Here is a 22829-nt window from a genome sequence, read left to right as displayed (position 1 = left end):
TGCGCTTCCGGAGGTGGCAGGCATGTCTGTTCGGGACCAGTCGTCCACAAAACATAAAATCCTCGATGCTGCGGAGGAAGTCTACGCTGAAGAAGGCTCGGAAGGCTTGACGTTACGTGCAATCACAGAGCGCGCAGGGGTTAATCTCGCCTCCATCAATTACCATTTTGGAATAAAGGAGGCGCTCTGTCAGGCGATGCTGGCGCGGGTACTGGATCCGCTCTACGCCGAGCGTGGTGCGCTCCTGGACACGCTGGAAGAAGTCAACGGTGAACACATCCGTCCGACTCACGTCATCGCGGCAATCATTTTGCCGTTGGCGAGAGAGTTCACGCGCAAAGATCAAACGGCAAATCGCATAGCATTTTTCCTGAGAATCAGCTCGGACCCGTCTACTCCGATTCGTGCGTTTCTGTGCGATCAATATCGCGGCATTTGCCGACGGTTCGACGAGACGTTTATTCGCAGCGTTCCCACCGTACCACGGGATGAGGCGTTGTGGCGTTCACGAGTGTTTTTCAATGCGCTGCCGGGCACGATCGGCAATCAGAACATGGTGTCGATGCTATCCGAATTGCTGTTACGCCCCGGCATGACGATCAAGGACTTGATCATTCACTTCGGTGCGGTTGTGGAGGCGGTCACCACAGACAGTGCCGACGTCGAAGCACTGGCAAACGACGTTCTCGCACAAGCAGTGCAGACATCAACGCTGCGTGCTTTACAGGCACATCTGCCAACGCGCCCGGAAAACATGCTGGAACATACAACGCGTTTCCTGTGGGAACCGGCCCTTGCCAGCGCATTGCGCGTTGGCTGACCTCTTTTCGCGTAACGTGGCGCGATAGGTGAACTGCTATGGTATCCGGCAGACCTGGCGAATAATACTATCCGCCTCATGCTGTGTTTGTGCGTTCTTATCGCTGCCGCGGGCCCTCCCATGAAACATCGAAATCTTTGAAACGTCGATAAAAAAGCGCCCGGTTCGAACTGAACACGAGCGCTTCAGAGCTGTGGCAACAGCGCACAAGGACACATCTTGGTACGCGATGCCTACAGTACCGCGGCATCGTCGACGCCGCGGTTTGTCGGATTACAAACTTAGAACTTGTGACGCAGGCCGACGTTGACCAGCGTTTGCGAGCTGGTACCGTTGTAGCCGTACGAACCGATCGACGCAACAGCCGACGTCACGGTCGTTGCGTTCAAACGCGTCTCGCCGCTGGCGTGCTGGTAGGCAGCCGTCATGTACACGTCGGTACGCTTGGACAGGTTGTAGTCCGCGCCCAGCGAGACTTGATGGTACGTCGCCGACGTATCGCCGCTTGACTTCGTGTAGCTGTAGCCCACGCCCACCAACATGGCCGGCGTTGCCTGATAGTTCAGGAAACCTTGCCCGGTGTTGTACTTCTCTGAGGTCGTGAAGCCCGACGATGCGTCGTTCGAGTACTTCGCGTTGCTGTAACCCAGGCCGGCCGTGAACGGGCCAAACACATACTGACCAGCAATACGTGCGATACCGATCGAATGCGCTGCCGAATAGCCCGTGTTGATCGAGCTGTCAAACGGACCGTCCGACGAACTCGACCAGCCCGAACGGGCCGTCGACGCCGTGTTGAACGACTTGATGTAACCAGCGGCGATCGAGAACGGGCCGTTCGCGTACGACACGGCACCCGAGTACGACTGCTTCGAGCTTTGGCTACCGGCAACGTTACCGAACGCGTACATACCCGAGAACTGCAGACCCGAGTACACAGCCGACGTGTACTTGATCGCATTGTTCACACGGAAGCTGTTGTCGTAGTTGTCGACGTCACCTGCGGTTGCGAAAGCCGAACCGAAGTAATTGTCGGCCGTGATGCCTTGCACCAGGTCAATCACCGGATCATATTGGCGACCGAGCGTGATGGTGCCAGTCGTATCGCTTTGCAGACCGACGAATGCCTGACGGCCAAACTCTGCGCCACCTTGACCCAGCGTGCCATTCTGTGGGTTGAAGCCGTTTTCCAACGTGAACAGTGCCTTCAGGCCACCACCCAGGTCTTCAGTACCCTTCAAACCCCAACGGCTACCCGACAGGTTACCGCCGCTGGAATTACCCAGCGCCCAGAGATTGTTACTTCCCGACGCGTGGTGCACGTACGTGAGCGACTCGTCGATCACGCCATACAACGTCACGCTGCTCTGTGCGTGTGCGGCGCCAGCTGCACCGAGCACTGCGAGCGACAGAGTCGACATCAGGAGCTTGTTTTTCATTTTCCGTATCTCTCCAAACGGCATAGTGTTGAATCCGGATGAGAAGATAGCTTGCCACTGCAATTACGGAAACTAAAAAAAAACCGTGTCGCCGATTGGATACACGATTGGGTACAAAAATGAAATACATAATTTCGCAAACGAGAAATAACGAAAAATTATTTAAGAACAATGACTTGAAAAAAAATAACTGATATTCCAGAAAAGATATTTAACAATTTAGCTGGTGATCTTCCTGGATGCCAAGAACGACTAGTCGATTTTTACCGTTTTTGGGGCGTGTTTTTGCGGTTAACATATAAATTTGTGTAATTGACCAAACAATTTAACAAAGGGTTTACACCTATCAAGTTTTACGGGTCGCGATGCCCAATGACAACAAAAGCGTGCCGATACCACGCCAGTACCGCACCCATTTTCAGACGATCTATGCGTTAAAGCCGTTTGGGCGACATTGTCAAAGTCAGTGTCCCATGCACCATTCTTAGCGAGACCGGTTATTGCAAAAGTCACTAGTGCATCGAAGGTGAACATCTATGGTTGGCAGACTGAGGGATATTTAATGAAGTCGTACCATTGACGTTCACCTGTACCGAAATAACTCTGCACAGGATCAACGCACGTAGGCAAAACGTGCGCAACCGGACCCTGCTATTCGTAACACGAATACCTGGGCAGTCTTGTATCTTGCTCAGGAGGACGTCGTACGCCGAGACGAGCCCGACGTACGGCGCGTTGCAGTCGATGTAATGGAAGTGCCGGTTCGGGGGATGTCGAGCAGGACGATGTCGGCTTGAGCGCCGCGGTTGGAAAGCGACAGTCGCGCGATGCTGATGGGCAAGTTGAAGCGGCGTGGGCCGGCGCTACCAGGATTTAAGAACAGAACTCCTGCTTGCTCTCGAATAAGGGGCTTGTGTGAATGCCCTGATACAACCACGTGCACTCCGGCGTCTGCGGGATCAAATGGCAAATCTTTATCACTGTGGATCAGATAGACAGTGTGACGACCAAATGTGCATTCCAGCACATCGGGGATAGCGTCCGCCCAGTCAAGACCAATATCGTTATTACCGCGAATCGCAGTGACGGGCGCGATGCGCGACAACCGTTGCAGAATTTCCGCATTCCCGATATCGCCGGCATGAAGAATGTGGTCGACGCCGCCCAGCGCAAATTCCGCCTCAGGACGAAGCAGGCCGTGGGTATCGGAGATGATGCCGATGGTATAGGACTCTGCCATCCTTTATACCGGCATCAATAGATGCCGACTCCGAAAACGATCAAGCGTATGGAGCCAGTATTGATGCGTTTTTCCCCACGATGGAGAGAAACTCGCGGCGTGTGGAAGCATCCTCGCGAAAAGCGCCGAGCATTCGACTGGTAACCATCGTCGATCCCGCTTTGTGTACACCACGCGTTGACATGCATTGGTGCGCAGCTTCCAAAATGACAGCGACCCCTTTTGGTTCCAACGTCGCATTCAAGGTATCGGCAATCTGCACCGTCATCTTTTCCTGGATCTGCAAACGTTTGGCATAAGCATCCACCAAGCGCGCTAGCTTCGATAAGCCCACAACGCGCTGATTTGGCAGGTAGGCGACATGTGCCTTGCCGATGATAGGCACCATATGGTGTTCGCAATAGCTCTCAAAGCGGATGTCCTTCAGCACGACCATTTCGTCATACCCATCAACTTCGGAAAAGGTCGTGGAAAGCAGAGTGGCAGGATCAATAGCGTAGCCGGCAAAAAATTCGTCGTAGGAACGAACGACGCGTGACGGCGTATCCAACAAGCCCTCGCGATCCGGATCATCACCGGCCCAGCGAATCAATGTCCGCACCGCCTTCTCGGCTTCCTCGCGCGTCGGTTTGATTGTGTCTGTCATTCCCATCCATCCTTGTTCATTGCCGCCGCTCAACCAACTTACCCGCATCGCGATCATATCCCATGCCGCCTGGGACTCGTTCACTTACAGTAAAGCAAGCGCGTTATTCTACCTCTTAGTACGAGCGGCCGTGAACCGTCTTCCCGTCGGTTATTGATAGGTACATGTCTATGGTTCAAAACTGTGCGAGCAGCCACTTTTTGCACGCGATGATTCCAGCAGCCCTGTCACTTCCCTATTCACCTAACGGATCTTCACGATCCGAGTGCCTACCATAGAGATATACGTATTAACCATATACACACCCCCCTCCGGACCAGTGCCGTGCACCTATTTACCATATCCACAGCTCTTTTCACCCATCGAAGGTAACCTGCCATACCAACGACGTTCACCTTTAGCACGATTACCGTTTTAAATTCAATGCCTTATTGGCGCTAAAGGTTTACTAAACTAGTAAAGTGTCTTAGGTAAACACAACCCAACGTGTGCATTTGTACAGAACCATAACCCTTCACCCTCATGTGCTTGCATTCCAAAAATGAATTAAAAACAGCTACTTAGCAGGGAAAGTTCACGTTGGTTTCATGACCCCGGCAAAAGTAGCCCGTGTAGCGAAGGTGCATAGCTATGGTGTGTTTCCTCTGCGGAGATGTATTTCTGTGCCGTAAGACGAAAAATATTGTATAAAAACATAGTAATAAGAAATAAATTTGATGTTATTTCTAGGTTTGAAAGGGGTCTCACAGGTGAACAGCTATGGGATAACGTAAAGGTGAACGTTTATGGTCCCTCACAGGCGACTACTCCCCTTCAAATTAAAGGGCTAAGACGTGACATCTTCGATTTCATGGGCATTCGCCATCTAAAGGTACATGTCTATGGTACGAACAAAAGGTGCATTGTTATGGTAAAGCGGCCGACACTACCGCTATAGCCAAAGGACCGCGAGGCTAAGATCATTTCCTCTCAAAAAATAGTAGAAATCACGTTTTGCGACAGGCTTAGAGGGACTGTGCGAATGGATTCTTAAGCGACACTCGTCAAATCGCATCACTTTACGGGTACTACTTTGGTCGCTTCCACTGGAAAAAACCACAGATTCGCTTAGATGCTTTGCAGGACAGCGTTACTTGGATAACGCCGCTGTGCTTCCAGAGAGCAGCGTTCCAATGGAAAGGTGAATATCTATGGTTCACAAAGTCGCAGTTGGATCGGTGCGCTTGTTTGCTCCTTATCCCGTTCTGCTTTTCGTTTTGCCAAGTGGTACGGCGGTCGAACGGGATACCCGTAGCACTTAGGTGAAGGTTTATGGTCAATCAAACAAGCGCTTGGCGGAAACCGCAGTGGAAGAGCGCCCGCCGAACAATAACGTGAATCCACTTGCGTGTGCTTGAGGTACATATCTATGGTTCGTGTCTTGTTAGAATGCCTCGCAGCGCGTGATATCTCATTTTTAAAATAGTAGAACAATATCAATTACCTACAAGAATTCGCCAGCTGGTTTTCCCGTTTGAGGTGAACGGCTATGGTTCGAGAATCGCGCCGCTGATTCATTCCAATTGGTGCACGATATCGGCGATAATGTCACCTTGGCCGCGCCAAAAGATGCGTGGCGGCGCATATCGAGGTTGAGTTCATGGCAAGCGGCAGTCGAGCGAGCAAAGAAACGCAGATCGCATTGTTTCAGGCGGCGGAGCCACCGGAACCGTTCAAGAAAGCGGTCCAGGCGGTTCATATCGCACCGAAGTCGGGCGCCATCACGTTGCAACAAGCAAAGATGTTCAACGCGTTGATCAAAAATGCAATCGCACAAAATGCGGAAGATCAGCGGTTGACGTTTGAGTACTCACTGCGCAATCTTATCGACGACGTTGGGCTGAACAGCAACAACCGCAATTACGTCAAGGCGACGATTAACTCGCTCGTCGGTACGGTCGTCAATTGGGATCATTTGATGCCCGACAGTCGCAGCATCTGGAAAGCATCGGGCCTGTTATCCGGAGCGGAAATTGATGGATCGCGACTACGCTACAACTTCTCCGACCAGATTCGTGAATTGCTGTTGAATCCAGTGATGTACGCAATGATCGACATGCGGATCACCCGGCAATTCAAACGCGGTCATTCGCTGACGCTATGGGAAAACGTTGTGCGCTATGAGGGAATTGGCCGTACAGGCAAGATTCCGGTGAAGACGTTTCGCGAGCTTTTTCTGGGGCAGGATTCGAACAAGAGCTCCTATCGCGAATATAAAATCTTCAAGAGTCGAATCCTGATTCCGGCCATGAAGGAGGTCAACGAAGTTACTGACCATACCGTGGAGTTGATCGAATACAAAAATGGTCGATCGGTAGCGGAAGTGCAGTTCACGATCACCAGAAAACCCGAAGCGAAGTCCGAAGAGGATGTGGACCCGGCAGTGCTCCAAGCAGTGACCAAACTTGGCGTTCTTCCATCGGAAGCACGCAAGCTTATTAACGAATATGGCGTCGACCGAGTGCAGCAGGCGATCGCTTATCTAAAAGAACGAATGGGCAAGCGGAACGCGCCGCCTGTCGATAATGTTGGCGCCTATTTCCGTCGTGCACTGTCTCAAGGATGGGGAAGTGTTACCGCAGGAAGAGCACCAAAAGCCACTGAGGTGAACGTCAATGGTAAATCTCGCGGCGCGGACGCGACTGGCAATATGGCCGGTGCCGCTGGGCTTTCCCCTAAGGAACTGAAAGAACGCTTTATTGCCCATCGACTGCCGCTTGCGAAATCGTATTTCAACGAACTTGCCGTAGAAGATCAGACACAATTGCTGGCAGACTATAACGACAGCGTTTCTTTGAAACAGTTAAAGATCTCGAAGTCGCGCAAGCCGTCTGTGGTTGCCGAAAAAAGTTTTTTTAACTGGCTCGCTCACGTTACGTGGGGTGAACCAAGCGACGGGGACTTGTTGCAGTTTCTGCTGAGTGGCGCGGCGGCCGCCGCGTCGCGGTCAGACTCGCCCACGCCGGACGATATCGACGAGTGAAAAGGTAGCAGGTTATGGTACTGGGCCTAGGATAATGTCCAACTGCTGCGACTGAGTTCGGTCAGAGGAATCAGGCGATGAGTGAGGCGCCGTCGAGACCAAACTGCGACTTGATATCGGTCAGAAGTGCGTCCCGCTGTTTCTGGTCGTTAAACTTGACGTCGAGGACGACGCGTCCCGAATCCCATTCTTTCAACGTACCGAGCTCTCTCCCGTCGCTCGCGACAATCTTGTATTGTCGCGACAGTTGTTTCTTTGGACGCTTGCCAAGCTCCGCATTTTTTCGGATCGACTCCACTTTTCGAAACGTCAATGATTCGTCGACAATACGACGAGCCAGTTGCTCGGTCATTCGCCCATCTGTTGCCTTTTGATATAGGGTCAGTTCGTAGGCCGTGTTGATTCCAAAATGGTGAGGATGCTCTTGGATAGTTTCCTTGACGGGAGACGGCAACTCTAGCAACGACAGCAGTTTACTGATTTTCGTGGCGTTCTCGCCGGCAATTGATACCAGATCTTCGTCCGTCATTGCGATCTGGTTGTCTTTCAATTTCTGCAAGCCTAATGCAACGTCTAGAACGGTTTCACCTTCACGTTCGTGGTTCAACGCTTTGGACAAGCGGTAGAAATCCACTGGCTGTAAATCTTCAAGAATGCAGCAGTCCATCTGTTTGCGCCCGATCGACTGCATTGCCAGGCGTCGATAGTGGCCATCAATTAGCAGATATTTGCCAGGGCGATGCGCATCCGGTGTCACAAGGACAGGAACCAACTGCCCCTCTTTCTGAATCGAGACTGCCCTCGCTTCAATTGCCTCCGGATTGTAATAGCTTCGACTGTTCAAAGGGTTACTTTGAATAGCTTCAATCGGCAAAGCGGCAAACCGCTGTCGGACACCCTTTGCTGCCAGGTTGTCGAGGCTGTCCGCTAGTGCAGTGGGATGTGCCGGCGTAGGTGACGCTGTCGCCGCGGAAGATATGAGCGTCAGTGGTGCGGCGTCGTTATGGATACGCCCTTCGCTATTCACAGCATCATTGGGATTCGATGGACTGCTCGATAGCAAGCCATTCGGTTTTTCGCTGATCAATTCCTCGGCACGCGAGAAGCGGTCGTCAAGCGACGCGCGCATGGCACCATCACGGTTGATCCCTTTTACAAGCGATCCAGAAAAGTTCTTTTTTCCAGCCATTCCAATTTTCCTTAGATAAGTGCCAGAACTTCGTCGACAAGCGAATTGACTTCGCGCACTGCGTCTTTCCCGCCAGAAATGGTATGTACCGATTGCCCAGTAGTCTCTGCCTCTTTGAATGCCGCCCTCAGTCCAAGCCGGCTTTTCAGCATGGGAACACTGGGGTCTTCGGATAAGTGCTGGAAGACCTGTTTGACGATCGAGATGTTCTGGTACATGTTAGGAAGTGTGCGAACCTTCAAAGATTCATTGTTCGCCATTGCCGTTGCTGCAAGTTTCTTTGCTTCTTCGATAGCCCACAAATTCCCTCCAGAACCACCGACCGGAATCAAGGCAAGGTCGGAAACAAGCAGGGCCACAGACGGTGCAACCGACTGGATTGCAGGCGGGCAGTCTATGACGATGTAATCGTAATCAGCGACAAATTTTCGAATTTCTCTGTGCGCTGCGGAAGCCATCATGCTCAGATTGATCGCCGTAGTTTTGACGGGACGATCCTCGCTAGACATGGATGCCCATATGGTGGCGGTCCCTTGCGGATCGAGATCCACCAGCAGGGATTTATTTCCACGCAAAGCGAGGGTTTCTGCAAGATGGCAACTGACAAGGGTTTTGCCCGCCCCACCCTTTTGATTGAACACTGTAATGATTTTCGCTGCCATCTTGTACCTGCCTCCCGCGAATACGCCGAAACTTTCTACGTAGAAAGTCGTTTCAGCATTGTAACCAAGAAAGGCTTATTCAATCAATAAAAACAAAGAAAGATAGTATTAATGAACGATATCTCGAGAGAGCTAATCTTGAGCGTTCTGCAAAAAATCTTATGGAGCCATCTGCGCATTCCTGTCATACGCACCGACTGATCGATGTTTAACTGACGACGCTCAGTACGGTGAGCATGTACAAGGAAGAATATTGATTCCAACATCCCTCCACACGGTTTAATCGATGTGGCTAATCACGGCATGAAACGCGACAGCTTTCATTGTCAGGGGTGCCCAGATCGCTGAAACACGCGAACAGCATCAGGCTTTTGTTCGACTTGGTACGACTTTCTACGTAGAAAGAGCCATGTGAATGCGAGGAGTCCGGCGCCAAACTTTTCTACCTTTACGCTGCGTCAGATCCGGATATATCTTCAGATTCCGCATTGACTTTGACTTAAGAGCATTGGGCTACGCATACTCCTTCTCTTGGTATTCGACTGTAGCCCGTGAGTGCGTGTAGTCGATGATCTGTCGTTGATCTTCTACACATAATGCTATTGCGTGAGCTAAAGCAACGTGCGCAGCAAGGACTTTCTACGTAGAAACCTGCTCGCAGAAGTGATAGCCATCCGATCTGACCCTGCACGGCACGTTTTAAATGACTTGCTGGTATTGCGCCTTTTTAGAAAGACTATTCATAATCGCACGGCGAGGCTGTCGCTACGTAAGTAAGGGCGTCGTCGATGAAAAAGGGCGATGCTGATCGGTCGATATTGGGCAACACAATGCCAGATTTGCCTGAATCCGTAATTTCGATCGACTGCAATGTGAGCAGGCGGCATAGTCGTGAAGGCACGTAACGGTGTCTTGTTGCCGGTCGTCACTGTGACTAGGTTCCTAGGGTTACGTTTGGTTAGTTCTCACGGAGCATCCGCAAGGTTTTCGGCCGAACCATGAAATACGGACCTGGAAATTCGGCAGTATCGATTCGTATGATGCAGTGATGGGCAGTTTCTACGTAGAAAGTCACCTATGCCAGGAATGCATAAGCCTTTGCAATACACAAGAGCAGCAAAACTATCAGCTGTCGCAACAAGGTCGGCCTTTGATTCAGGCCAATTTGTACGCGATGCCATTCCGCACCCAGATGGTGGACTTTCTACGTAGAAAGTCCGATGGCTACAGTTGATGGCACTCCCGTGTTGATAGTAGATAACAGCGTTCACATGAATCTTACTTCACCAGTCGGTTGCCTCCGGACACCATATTTAGCGAATCGATCACGGGCAGCCAGCACGATGACTCGCCTCATCGATGGAATCCGGTTGTATAAAAATAATAATATATTTTTAATTACTAGTGATGAAATCTATCTACACAATCAAATGGCGACTGACTTTGTTGCGCGTCCCTATCGTACATCCGGCTGGGGCAACGCCGACATGGAGGCCACAAAAAAACGAAATGCGCCCCGGATAATGATATCCGTCATATGTCTGGCAGACATCCAAGCGTGCAGTGCATCCAAAAGTAAATGGGAAAGTTGTTATTTACTCAACACAATTGACATTTGGGTTAGGGGAAACTGATCGCACTAATGCTCATCGGGTCAACTAAAAGCAATGATTGCAAGGTGTGAATTCAGCGGACACAAAAAAGTCACGTCTATACAAGGTCGCAGTGTCGTAACGCAGTCTCATTCTTCTCCAGCGCTTTGGTGTGTCAGTTCGATGGCAAACCGTACCATGGACAGAGCAGGGTAGACCTCGTTCACCGCCGACTTCGATTCGGAGAGCATGTCAGTCGACCGTGCTTAAGTGCTTGTATTTGCGTATATTTCCGCAAAACGTAATGAATCGTCCGAGTTTGTTGAAAAAAAGATGATAGCCTGATAACACGCTATAATGAATCACAAGCCTGCCGTAGATACCCCGTAATCGGCCAATTGCATTCGAATGTATTCAGTCATTCCCCTGATATGCCAGAAAATCCTGTCAAAGTGGCGGCACATCTTGATATCGGGGCCGTCCCGGAAATAAAGACGCCGCAGGCAATAGGCGCGTCGGCTGATCGTCTACATCGACGGCGAATCGGCTTACACCACATGGCGTTCATTCGTGGGGTATATGAAGGGCTCGATATCGGTGCGTTAGCCGAGCAGTATCTCGGCACGCTTGGTGATCGCAGGCGAGTGAAGAGCACGCTGCGTTGGCTCGTCGAGGAATTGTCAAATGCCGCGCGAAAGCGCGGTGACAGTGCCGGCGCCCGCTTGTTGCGCTTGCCAACCGCGAAGCTTGCCGATACGCCGTTTGATGCGACCGTCATTCATACGTGGCAAGACGACACACGCTTGCAACCTGGTGGGGCAATTCGTACGGGAGATCGCGCGACTCCTTTATCAAAGCCCACCATACCGTTGCAAGGCACGGTTCGACAGACATCGATGGTGCCGGCGTCGGTAAGCGTCATGCCAGGAGACGCTCCGACGCATGTGTTCGCGTCACTTGATGATTTTCGCGAGACCCATGATCCGGACGGCGTGTATTCAGAAGTTGAATTGATCGCTTTGTACGAGGAAGCGCGACTCAAGGCAGGTCGCGGCGCGTCAACTTTCGCTGTGTCTACCGCCCGTTTGGTCGACGACACGACGGGTATGCAAACCCCGTCCGCATTATTGGCGACCGTGCCCGATATGGCCTTGAAAAAGGCGAGTGTAATCGCGGACCGGGCCGTGCGACGAGAGGCGCGTAATCAGCGCCTTCGCGCCAGACGTAGAGAGGTGTTGGATCGACTAGAAGCCACTTTGGTCGAACCACCTCGATTGCATCATTTCATCGGCGATTGGATCGATCCTGTCTTGGCGCGCCGCTTGGAAGCGGTCGATGTGAAGACTGTAGGCGATCTATTGTCGATGATCAATCGTCGAGGTTTTCGCTGGTATCGGGATGTGCCCCGGATCGGCCTGCGCGCGGCACAACGACTTCAGGATTGGCTGTCCATGAACGCCGTCGACCTTGGCGCTCGCATTGCCCGACATGCGGCAACACCGCGTCGGCAATGGAGTCCAAATGTAGACGCCGCGCGCCGTGTCACAAGTGATCGATTGGCCGCCATCGAGTACTTCACCCCATCGGATGCCTTAGTGGCTGCCGACCGCGATATGCTTATTCGCGTCCTTGACCGGTATAAGCAGTCCGCCAGCACCTATCGATGCTTCCGCCTGCAGGCGGAACGCCTGTTGCTATGGACCGCGTTGATACGACAAACCACGCTGGGGCAATTGCGCGTGATCGATGTGGAAGCATATTTTGCATTTATGCGTGCACCTGATTCTGAATGGTGTGGCCCTAAGGTGGAGCGCGGTCTGCCGACCTGGCGTCCATTCGAAGGCCCCGCCAGCGACGCATCGGTCAGAATTGCCCGTCGTACGTTGAAGGTGTTGTTCGGGCATCTGGCGCTCGCGGGTTCGGTTCGCCACGGGCTATTCGATTCGCTGTTGCCTTCGATCAAGCCAGTCGCGCAGTCAGAGATCGAACATACGCGCACTGATGTTGTTTCCGCGATACCGCAGTCTGCAAAAGCGTGGTGTGACATAGGTGCATCGATGGCGAGCACATCATCCAGTCGACGACCGCCTCTTGCAATACATGTGGCCCGTATGCGATTGCTTGCGCATGTCGTCGCAGTGACAGGACTACGAATGTCGGAAGTGGCAACGTTGCGTGTTCGGGATATCGATGCGCTTATTCAGCAGGACATGCCGGTCGTGCGTGCCACGACATTGGTGACGGCGCGTCGGGGGCGGCAACGCTGCCGCTACCCAAAAGCCGATGCATGTCGGGTGCAACTGTCGCCGGGGGTTCAAGCAACGTCATTATCCATCGAGACACTCCAGTGCGCTTTATCAGACTATCTTGCGCTTCGCGAAGCACAATCAGGGCCGGTCAGCCCCGATGCGTGGCTTTTCCTCCGGCATACTGCCGCAGGATTCGACCCGCAGTCCGCCGCGGTTCCCGCTGGTACGCTTGTCCGCGTACTCGCGCGTTTTGCGGCGACGATGCACGCTCACGGCGCCATGGTCGCTACCACTGGGACATCGTGACGCCGTGACGGTTTTCCATGCGCCCCCGGTGTGAGCAGCATGTTATTTAAGGTCGTGCCCCGAACATTTATTCGAGGACGGTCATTGGCTTCGCAATGGCGCCGCTGGCGAAAAGATATCCACAGATTTTGTGGATATCTCTGTTAATTCTCCTAGTGCGAATAGCTTAGTTCCATGATTTTTTTGTGAAATTTTTGTGGCGACCTGGGTTGGTCAAATCAGGGGCGTATGCGTCTTGCGATCCCGGCCAGTGGCCGTCGGCGCAAGAAATGAGCAGATGGTCCACTAAGCATCGCGCCGAGTGGCGCAGAATTACAAGCAAGTGACGTGCCAATCGATTGGTCGAAAGATCACCATGGGCTTTTGACGCGATGCTCTCGCTTGAGGCGTTCCCGCGACTTCGCGGAGTGCACGATTACGGCGCCGTCTTTCCTGTCCCTGACCAACGCTGCCCTTGCTTAAGGTGACGAGGGTGCAGTTTGCGGTTTCTCGACCACCACGCGCCAGGCGTCGGCCGCAATGACTGTCATGGGCAACCCTTCCATCACCAGTTTCCGATACTGTGCCGGATTCATTAACGCGAATGCATACCGCTCGGCGCGCCACCGTGCTTCCCAGTCCTTGATGTTCGGAATCCATTTTTCTGGCTCTGCATATACGCCAAACGCCAGTTCATCTGCTCCTTGAACCATGATCGTGGTGTGACCTATATAAAACGGTAATGTATGGTCAAGTTTTTCCACCGCATAAAAGGGTGTATCGGCGGGCGCGCGCGCCATCGCGGCCTTGATCGCCGGGGCTAGCGGCGCTCCCGACATGGGTTTTCCCAAGGCGTCGTGCCCGGTGCCGGCGATCAGACAAAGGCCTAACCAGCCGCATCCTACCGCCGCGAAGGATGCTGGCATTCTTCGCGGGTTGCGCGCCAGATACATGGCGAACCACGTCATCACCGCACAGAAAACGAAACCGGCGAACACCCACCACTGGAAGGTTTGAAACGCTTGGTGCGAGTCACGCGGTGTTCGCACGAACCGAATGACAAATGATGCAACTGCGGCTATGACCAAAAAGATCAAATAACCTTGGAGATGTCGTTGCCAGCGCGTAGAGGGAATCAAGACCGCGCCGTGGGCAAGCAGGAGTGCGATGGCTGGTGCAACCGGCAGCACGTAGGGGATCAACTTCGAATGCGAAACGCTAAAAAACAAGAAGATAAAAGCGCCCCAGACCACGGTAAAGGCAGTGCCATTGATCGCGCCCTGACGGCCATCGGCGCGCCATACGGACACGGCGCGGCGCAAGGTGTCAATTGGATGGCGCCATGCCTTTACTGTTCCGGCTGTCGGAAATGCAAGTGTGAGCCAAGGTAAAAATCCAAGCAGGATGACGGGCACGAAATACAAGAACGGGCCGGGCCGATTCTGTTGTGGCGTAAGGTAGCGTTCAAATTGTTGAACGATAAAGAAGAAATGAAAGAACTCAGGATTGGCTTTCTGAACCAGGAAAAACCACGGCAGCACAATGACCATGAACAACGTCAGCCCTGCAAGAATGTGCAGGCGCTGCCATACGCGCAGGTTAGCGCTGACGATCGAATACACGATCAGAACCGAGCCGGGAAGGATCAAGCCGACCAGCCCCTTGGACAACACCGCTGCAGCCATCCCCGCCCAACATACCAGCATCCAGCCGTGCCGTTGCCTTGTGGTCGCAGATGTGCGCTGCGCGAGTAGCAGTGCGCATAGCACCCATTCCATCCAGAAAGACAGGCCCATGTCCAGCGTGTCGTAATGGCCCAGCGCTGCCCAGTACGGTGCGCCGGCGAGGATGACGGCGGCATAAAAACCCGTCGCGGCACCATAAAGCCGCGTTGCCGTATAGCCAAGCAATAGCACGCCACCGAACCCCGTCAGTGCGGTGTAAAGCCGAGCCTGCCAGTCACCAATGCCAAACCATGCAAACGTCAATGCGTTTGCCCAGGTCTGCAACGGTGGTTTTTCGAAGTATTTGTAGCCGTTATATCGGGGTGTGATCCAGTCGCCGGTCGTGAACATCTCCCGGGCCATTTCCGCATAGCGACCTTCGTCGTTTGGAATGAGATGGCGCAAGTCCAATGGCGCGAACCAGACGATGGCGAATGCGACAAGGAGGCAGACCAGCAATGAACCAGTCCAGATAAAAGAGTTGGTACGAACGGGGCGAACGTGCATGGGAAGACCAGGCTTTGCTCAATGAGCGGTTTCAGACAAACGAACGTAAGGTACGAGCGTGTAAAACAGACGCGAAATGCACGCTTGTTCAGACCAGCCGCAACGCTGGCGCGACGTTACGTAGGGTCCACTTAAAACAAGTCATCATCTATCGCGGCGATGGTGCATCAAAGTGAAGGGACGGTCTACCAGAACTCGCGTAAGGATGAATTTGAAGGAATGCGAATTGCAATCATTTTGCATGGCTGCAACAGCGATGCTCTTCGTTTTGCTACCAAACTTGCCATTTCTGACAAGCCAAGGGACGTCGCCAATTTGATTGCTATGGCTATTTATGTCATGACATTGAAAATCATCGCTTGACCTTGACCTAATTGGAAGGTTTAAGGTGATCGTCGTGGAAACGTAACGTGGAGCACAATATGGCTAACTCAGAAAACATATCGCCGAATGCGCCTTCTGCAAGTGCTCCCAGCTTATCCGCGTCATTCGAAGAGGGCACATTTGACGTCGCCGACATGTCCTGCGCATCGTGCGTGCGGCGCCTGGAAAAGGCACTTCAAGCCATTCCCGGTGTGGCGGATGTAGCGGTCAATTTGGCGAGTGAAACTGCATTCGTTCGGTACGATCCGTCGCAAGTACAGCCCACCCGTATCGCCGAAGCGGGTACCGCCGCAGGCTATCCCACCCAACTTCAAATGGCGGATGAATGGAGGCAGCCTGCGGAGGCGGCGCCTCAGATGGACTCGCGGTCAACGCAAGCAGTACGCCGCATTGCCGCTTCTCCAGCAACGCTACCTGTTACCGACCTCCCCGGTTCGGAAACACATACGCTGAATGGTGGCGCTGAGGTTGTTTCCCGTGAAGGATCGGAGCTTGGCACCTCCGATGCCAAGGCGGCACGTAAAGCCCGCGATGTGATGCAGCAGCGCCGGAATTTGATTCTGGCGATCGCATTGACGTTACCGGTGTTCCTTTTCGAAATGGCGGGCCATCTTGGGCTGTCGGCTATTCCCCTGTTGGTGAGCAGCGTTGGCACCGGCACGATTACGACGATTGAAGCGGTCTTAACCACATTGGTGCTTTTTGGACCGGGCCGGCAATTCTTCATTAAAGGTACCCAGGCCGCGCGGCGCGCGGCGCCCGATATGAATACGCTGGTGGCATTGGGCGCGGGTGCCGCATGGAGCTTTTCGATGATTGCCGCGCTACGCCCTGACTGGGTACCGGAACAGGCACGGCATCTGTATTTTGAAGCAGCGGCGGTGATCGTCGTGTTGATTTTATTGGGTCGGTATCTGGAAGCGCGTGCAAAGGGGCGGACCGGTGATGCGATTCGCGCCCTGCTGGCGCTGCGTCCCGATACCGCGCATCGTCTCGACGGTCTGGACAATGGTGATGATCGTCGCATAAGCGATGTGCCTCTGGCCATTTTGAAAGTGGGCGATGCCATTTTGATCCGCCCTGGCGAACGGGTGCCTGCGGATGCGGTATTGATCGACGGTGCATCGTATGTCGACGAAAGTATGCTGACCGGCGAGTCGATGCCGGTTGAGAAACGACACGGTGTGGCAACCGACCTCACCGGCGGAACGGTGAACGGCGATGGTATCTTGCGGGCCCGTGTTACACGCGTCGGTGCCGATGCGACGCTGTCGCGGATCATCGCCCTGGTGCAACGCGCTCAAGGTGCGAAGCTGCCGATCCAGCAGAAAGTCGATCTTGTTACAGCGTGGTTCGTGCCGGCTGTATTGGTTGCTGCCGTGTTGACGTTTGCCGCGTGGATGGCATTGGGTCGCGACGTGGCATTTGCCCTTTCCACCGCGGTGGCGGTACTGATCGTCGCCTGCCCTTGTGCAATGGGCTTGGCGACACCGACGTCGATCATGGTTGCCGCCGGCCGGGCAGCGCGCCTTGGGGTGTTGTTTCGCCAAGGCGATGCGTTGCAGACGTTGCAGGCATGCAAGGTTGTCGCGTTCGATAAGACCGGCACGCTGACAGTAGGCAAGCCCGCGGTCACGGATACGCACTGGTTTGTCTCGGTCGATGAAGTGGCGCTATGGTCGGGTATGGCGGCACTGGAACGTTTATCGGCGCATCCACTCGCCCATGCGGTCGTCGCTGCCGCCACGCGGCATATTGGTTTGGCCGAAAACGCTTCGGCCTTGTCACCGCATACCGTATCGAACTTTGTTTCCAGCACAGGGCAAGGGGTCGCTGGAACCATAGACGGTCACCTTATAGCAATAGGCAATGCGACTTGGATGGCGCATCAGTGCGTTGCCGACAGAGCAGCACCCGCGATGCCTGATGACGACGTGCTCCAAAGGGTTGTCGCGCCGTGGCACGCGGCGATGAAGACGGTCCTGTACGTAGCATTATCGGGGCGGGTCGTGGGCGCGCTTGCCGTGGCCGATCCGATCCGTCCAGAAACGGCTACCGTCATCGCAGCGTTACGTGCACGTCAATTACGTATGGCGATGATCACCGGAGATGCGGCCGCGACCGCTGCAGCCGTGGCATCGATATTGGGTATCGACGACGTGCGTGCCGATGTAACGCCCGATGGCAAAGTAGCGGCCCTCGATGCATTGCGCGCGCAATACGGTTTGCTTGCTTTCGTGGGGGACGGCATGAATGATGCGCCGGCCTTGGCGCATGCCGATGTCGGCATTGCGATTGGTTCCGGCAGTGACGTGGCGATACAGAGCGCCAATGTCGTGCTGGCTCGCAGTGCATTGCATGGGGTGGTGGACGCTGTGACTATCAGCCATGCAACGATGCGCAATATTCACCAGAATTTGGTGTGGGCGTTTGGCTACAATGTCGTGTTGATCCCACTTGCCGCCGGACTTGCCTATCCACTCCTTGGACTTTTATTGTCGCCGATGCTTGCCGCTGCGGCGATGGCATTGTCTTCGGTCTTCGTGTTGAGCAATGGACTACGCTTACGCTTTATCCGCTCTGCACTATCGTTTAATGCGGATATATCTCATCAATGGTCGCATGGGGAGCGAAGTGTATGAACTTACCGCCACGAGGTGGTATAGGCGCCGAAGTTGGCGTCAACACATGTCATGACGCGATACCTTCGCGCGACGACGCCACCCCTCTGAGCAGGCGCCGCTTTGTTCAAGGCATCGCAGCAACAGCGGCGACGTTCGCGGGAAGTTGGGTCGTTTCAGCATACGCGACAGTACGTGACGAGAACGTATCCGGCAACTCTGCTGACCTGCCGGTTGCAGCCGAGCAGCCAGCGCGTGCCGAGCCGCTTACTGGCAATACGTTCGATCTCGAAATTGGAACGCGCGCCGTGAACCTCACCGGCAAATCACGGCGTGCGTTCACCGTGAATGGCAGCATGCCGGCACCGTTGCTGCAATGGCGGCAGGGCGATACGGTCACGTTACGGGTTCGCAACGCGCTTTACGAGGTAACGTCGATCCACTGGCACGGTATCGTGTTGCCCTTCGGGATGGATGGCGTACCCGGTATCAGTTTTCCGGGCATTGCACCGGGCGAAACGTTCACGTATCGATTCAAGGTACGCCAGGCGGGGACATACTGGTATCACAGTCATAGCGGCTTCCAGGAGCAGTTGGGGCTGTATGGGCCGATCGTCATCGTTCCGCAGGATGGCGATACGGTCAGGCCGGACCGAGACTATGTGGTGATGTTGAGTGACTGGACTGATGAAAAACCGTCGACGATCTTATCCAATCTGAAAGCCGATAGCGATTATTACAATCGTCAGATGCCGACGGTTCCTGGATTTTTCCGGGACGTGCATACCGAAGGCCTACACGCCGCGATTCTGAAACGCCGCATGTGGAATACCATGCGCATGAACCCTACGGACTTTGCCGATGTGTCCGGTGCCACATACACCTATCTCACTAATGGGAAGTCGCCAGCGGCGAATTGGACCGGAATTGCCAGGGCGGGCGAGCGCATACGCTTGCGTTTCATCAACGCAAGCGCATCGTCGATATTCGACGTGCGTATTCCTGGCATCAAGATGACGGTGATTGCAGCCGATGGGCAGCAAGTCGATCCCGTCGACGTGGATGAATTCCGATTTGCGGCCGCAGAGACCTACGACGTCTTGTTCACGATGCCGGACGATCGGGCCTATACGATTTTCAGCGAGTCGATAGATCGTAGTGGTTATGCTCGCGGAACCTTGGCGCCAAGCATGGATATGGTGGGTAGCGTGCCTATGATGCGGGCTAAGACCTGGCTTGCCGACGAAGACATGATGGGTGCGATGCCGATGCCGATGCCGATGCATGGCATGGACATGGGCCATGGCGGGAAGCGTCACGATACGACGATGCCAGGCATGGCCATGGGAACCATGGACATGCACCCGTTGTCTTCGGCCAAGACCGCGGTACTTCATGCGCCATCGCCTGACATCACGTCCGCCAGGTCCGACACCGATGCGCCGTTGTCAACGGGCGTGGAGGTCGATATGCGAATTGCAATGCCTTCGAAGCGCCTTGATGATCCTGGTCCTCGTCTGAGAACAGGAGAGACCCAGGGGGCATCGGAGTGGCGGGTTTTGACCTATGCGGACCTTCACACCATTGGTGGTCCGCTCGATCCGCGTCCGCCGTCCCGGGAGATGGTCATTCACCTCACCGGAAATATGTCGCGCTTCATATGGGGTTTCGATGGGCTCAAATATTCAGAGGCCCCTCCGTATCGATTTTATTACGGTGAGCGGCTCCGGATCACGTTGATCAACGACACGATGATGAATCATCCAATTCATCTTCACGGGATGTTCTTCGAGGTGGAGAGCGAAGACGGAACGTTCCTAGTGCGCAAGCATACGATCAACGTCCAACCGGCAAAACAGCTTTCGGCGCTTGTTACTGCCGATGCACCAGGACAGTGGGCCTTTCATTGTCATCTGCTGTATCACATGGAGGCCGGGATGTTTCGCAAGGTGGTGGTTGCATGATGGCAACGCGCCCGCAAACGCTGTTGCGCAAACGGCCAGCAACAAAACAATTGGCGATGAACCTGTCTCGGGTTTTCGTGTGCGTGGGTGCAATAGCGGTCTACACGCATGTCACTGCGGCACCCGATACTGGCGTGTCGGGATCTATGCACGACATGCCGGAGATGAATAGCGATCCACATGGCGGGCATGACGCGCCGACAACGTCGTCAAGTGATACCTTGACGTCTCAGCCCGCAGCAGCGATTGCACCGGCGAATGTGATTCTGCCCGACAAGATCGACCCGGTGCGGATGACTGCCCCGAATCTGAGTATGGCAATGTCGGGCATGGATATGCATGACGATGCGATTTATCATCAGATTCTTTTTGATCAATTCGGCTATCAAAGCGTTCGCGGTGTTTCAGGTATGCGTTGGGACATGTCTGGCTGGATCGGTGGGGACCGCGACCGGTTTTTCTTCCGCAGCGAGGGACAGCGTATCCGTGGCAACTGGAGCGATGTGCGCATCGAAGGGGCGTGGCGTCACGCCGTTGACCGGTATTGGAACACATTGCTCGGAATGCGCACCGATCTTGGATCCGGCCCGACTCGCTATTGGGGTATGGTGGGCGTCCAGGGGGTAATGCCGTGGTACGTCAATTTGTCAGCGATGGCATATGTCGATCCGTCGGGTCGCACGGCGTTGTGGGCGCGCGCTGATTATGACTGGCGCTTCACGCAGCGGCTCGTATTGACACCGGAACTTGAGGTGAACGCCTATGGTAGACGTGACGCGGCCCGTAGTGTTGGGGCTGGCATTTCCGATATGACCGCGTCACTTCGGTTACGTTATGAGGTGACGCGGAAGTTCGCACCGTATATTGGTTTGACCTGGGAGCGCCCCTTTGGGGCGACGGCCGCGATGTTACGTGGCAGGGGTACCACGCTCGACGAGGTCGGCATCGATGCAGGTGTACGTTTTTGGTTCTAGATAGTTGCCTCCCGTGCCGCCGCTACGGTGTCATGTCGTGACCATGATGTTCACTGTATCGATATCATCATGCCACAGGCTTGCAGCGTTATCGGCACGAGCAATCGCCTAGGGCGCCTGATGCGTGCAACAATGCCTTCAGGCATCTGGCTTCACGCTCTCGCACAAGAATCATACATGTGATGTTTAATAGTGCCACCTCTTGCAATCTGAAAATTGCAATTCCTGTCAAAAGCGATAACATAAAATTTTAGTAATACTAATTATATGCAATCTGAGTGTATTTTTATACTACAGTTGCCGCTGGCGAGGGTTCACGGGCGGCCCGTTGCGTAAGGCTGATCTATCGATGCGTTTGTTGTGCAAGCATGTCTTCGATATTCAGGACATCGAGCTGGCCCGACTCCCGTTCAAAATGCAACTGTCCGGCAGAGAGCACCGCAACCATATCGGTGTTAAGCAACAGCCTGCGGATCACAGCGAGATCTGCCGTTTCCACAACCGGCTGTGGTGCGCGCAGCCGCTTGCGTATGAACAGTCCGTCGAACAGCAGTCATGCCGGTGACTGCGAGCGCGGCGGAATCCAGCGTTCATTGACCAGGTCCGCGAGACGTAGCCCAGGTTTTGACAACAACCGATGACGGGGGAGATGCTTTATTTGTCACGCCTGCCATGACGTCAAGGGCGGTCTCGGCCGCGCGGAGACATCCTATTGATTGTCTATAGCCCCAGCGCTCCTAGGGTGCACCACTTTCTACATAGAAAGTAATGAAGGCGGATAGAAGTAACATCAGATGTTCAACGATACGCCATCACGTGACCAGGCACGTCCGTGAAATGCGATAGGTGCATGCCTATGGTTCCAGCGGCTTCCAAAATCGCGGTAGACACGTTAAACCAGGCGGCTAATTGTGCGCAATGTAGGACGGTGGCTATTCTGAGTACCATAGACATGCACCTGTCGATCCGGACACGCAAACATGCCGGTAAAGAAACGTGTGACTTAAACGAAGCGCGCAATCATTGCAATGATGCCGCCGATGGTACCAAGTGCGGCGATCCATTTGCCCGCGCTATAGGCTTTATTCGTATTCTTTGCCTGCTCTTCAGGGCTAGGCAATCCTAAAGCGCCGTAAGTAAGAGACTTGATGGGTGATGGTTTTTCGGCGGTCTTCTCGGCATCGGCCGACTTGGCCATTGCCGACGTTGGTGCCACTTCGGGCCGACTGGTATCTGTTTTATCCGCCTTCTTGCTGTCTTCCGCTTGCAACTGGCGAGCGGATTCCGATAGCGTGACTTTCGTGCTGCTCGCGGGGGCTGCTGCACTATCGTTCTTTGACGCCTCGGCAGCTTTCGGCGCGTCGTTTTTCGCGCGCGAAGCCGCCGTGGTGGTCAACTGTTTGCTTTCGGCTTGGCTACTCGCGACTTGCATTACGGTTCCCCGATCCCGGCTCCCTTACCAACGCAGCAGCGCGCCACGTCGTTCTTGAATAGGTTATCGGCAGGTTGCT

General features: G+C 54.1%; 15 protein-coding genes. 8 read left to right on the top strand and 7 right to left on the bottom strand.

Going from position 1 to position 22829, the window contains the following annotated elements:
* The first annotated feature begins 22 nt into the window (after nucleotides 1-22).
* Entirely contained in the window at nucleotides 23-820 is a 798-nt protein-coding gene (locus SJQ66_RS01985) for a TetR/AcrR family transcriptional regulator (protein ID WP_320533802.1), read from the top strand.
* Between the two features lie 281 nt (nucleotides 821-1101).
* Here the strand turns inward: SJQ66_RS01985 and SJQ66_RS01980 are convergent, their stop codons facing one another.
* From SJQ66_RS01980 to folE, 3 genes are all read right to left on the bottom strand, one after another.
* Nucleotides 1102-2259: a porin gene (locus SJQ66_RS01980; RefSeq protein ID WP_024905320.1), complete on the bottom strand. Its 1158-nt coding sequence runs from the start codon at nucleotides 2257-2259 to the stop codon at nucleotides 1102-1104.
* Between the two features lie 691 nt (nucleotides 2260-2950).
* A complete protein-coding gene (locus tag SJQ66_RS01975; protein ID WP_081765156.1) occupies nucleotides 2951-3499 on the bottom strand; it encodes a metallophosphoesterase family protein in 549 nt (182 codons plus the stop codon).
* 40 nt (nucleotides 3500-3539) lie between these two features.
* The gene (folE, locus tag SJQ66_RS01970; protein ID WP_046153892.1) at nucleotides 3540-4151 is read right to left on the bottom strand and encodes a GTP cyclohydrolase I FolE; all 612 of its coding nucleotides are present in this window, start codon (nucleotides 4149-4151) and stop codon (nucleotides 3540-3542) included.
* 1633 nt (nucleotides 4152-5784) lie between these two features.
* On the opposite strand from folE, the gene SJQ66_RS01965 reads away from it, so the two are divergent.
* Nucleotides 5785-7167, top strand: a complete 1383-nt coding sequence (locus tag SJQ66_RS01965) for a replication initiation protein (protein WP_320533825.1) — start codon at nucleotides 5785-5787, stop codon at nucleotides 7165-7167.
* 70 nt (nucleotides 7168-7237) lie between these two features.
* Here SJQ66_RS01965 and SJQ66_RS01960 read toward each other — a convergent pair whose 3' ends face one another.
* Together SJQ66_RS01960 and SJQ66_RS01955 are read right to left on the bottom strand one after the other, a co-directional pair.
* Nucleotides 7238-8356 carry a ParB/RepB/Spo0J family partition protein gene (locus SJQ66_RS01960; RefSeq protein ID WP_024905316.1) on the bottom strand — a complete coding sequence of 373 codons (1119 nt, stop codon included), beginning with the start codon at nucleotides 8354-8356 and terminating at the stop codon, nucleotides 7238-7240.
* 11 nt (nucleotides 8357-8367) lie between these two features.
* Nucleotides 8368-9018 (bottom strand): AAA family ATPase, encoded by a 651-nt coding sequence (locus SJQ66_RS01955; RefSeq protein WP_024905315.1) that lies wholly within the window; start codon nucleotides 9016-9018, stop codon nucleotides 8368-8370.
* A 2149-nt stretch (nucleotides 9019-11167) separates the two neighbouring features.
* Here SJQ66_RS01955 and SJQ66_RS01950 point away from each other — a divergent pair.
* A complete protein-coding gene (locus SJQ66_RS01950; RefSeq protein WP_320533801.1) occupies nucleotides 11168-13165 on the top strand; it encodes a phage integrase family protein in 1998 nt (665 codons plus the stop codon).
* Nucleotides 13166-13623: 458 nt separating this feature from the next.
* On the opposite strand, the gene SJQ66_RS01945 is transcribed toward SJQ66_RS01950, so the two are convergent.
* Nucleotides 13624-15375, bottom strand: coding sequence for a glycosyltransferase family 39 protein (locus tag SJQ66_RS01945; RefSeq protein WP_024905313.1), 1752 nt, complete (start codon nucleotides 15373-15375; stop codon nucleotides 13624-13626).
* Between the two features lie 159 nt (nucleotides 15376-15534).
* Between SJQ66_RS01945 and SJQ66_RS01940 the strand changes: the two genes are divergently transcribed.
* The 5 genes from SJQ66_RS01940 (at nucleotide 15535) to SJQ66_RS01920 (ending at nucleotide 21883) form a co-directional block, all read left to right on the top strand.
* A complete protein-coding gene (locus SJQ66_RS01940) occupies nucleotides 15535-15738 on the top strand; it encodes a hypothetical protein (protein WP_024905312.1) in 204 nt (67 codons plus the stop codon).
* Nucleotides 15739-15797: 59 nt separating this feature from the next.
* Entirely contained in the window at nucleotides 15798-18401 is a 2604-nt protein-coding gene (locus tag SJQ66_RS01935) for a heavy metal translocating P-type ATPase (RefSeq protein WP_320533800.1), read from the top strand.
* On the top strand, nucleotides 18398-20344 hold the full coding sequence (locus SJQ66_RS01930; protein ID WP_320533799.1) for a copper resistance system multicopper oxidase: 1947 nt from the start codon (nucleotides 18398-18400) through the stop codon (nucleotides 20342-20344). The genes SJQ66_RS01935 and SJQ66_RS01930 overlap by 4 nt, the downstream gene beginning before the upstream one ends.
* Nucleotides 20341-21318: a copper resistance protein B gene (locus SJQ66_RS01925; RefSeq protein WP_081765155.1), complete on the top strand. Its 978-nt coding sequence runs from the start codon at nucleotides 20341-20343 to the stop codon at nucleotides 21316-21318. The genes SJQ66_RS01930 and SJQ66_RS01925 overlap by 4 nt, the downstream gene beginning before the upstream one ends.
* Before the next feature lie 328 nt (nucleotides 21319-21646).
* Entirely contained in the window at nucleotides 21647-21883 is a 237-nt protein-coding gene (locus SJQ66_RS01920; protein ID WP_157685176.1) for a hypothetical protein, read from the top strand.
* A gap of 438 nt (nucleotides 21884-22321) precedes the next feature.
* Here the strand turns inward: SJQ66_RS01920 and SJQ66_RS01915 are convergent, their stop codons facing one another.
* On the bottom strand, nucleotides 22322-22750 hold the full coding sequence (locus SJQ66_RS01915; protein WP_024905307.1) for a hypothetical protein: 429 nt from the start codon (nucleotides 22748-22750) through the stop codon (nucleotides 22322-22324).
* Nucleotides 22751-22829 lie beyond the last annotated feature (79 nt).

It is taken from the genome of Robbsia andropogonis (assembly GCF_034047095.1).
GTDB lineage: Bacteria > Pseudomonadota > Gammaproteobacteria > Burkholderiales > Burkholderiaceae > Robbsia > Robbsia andropogonis.
Note: the sequence above shows the minus strand (reverse complement) of the source record. Positions and strands in the feature narration are given on the sequence as shown.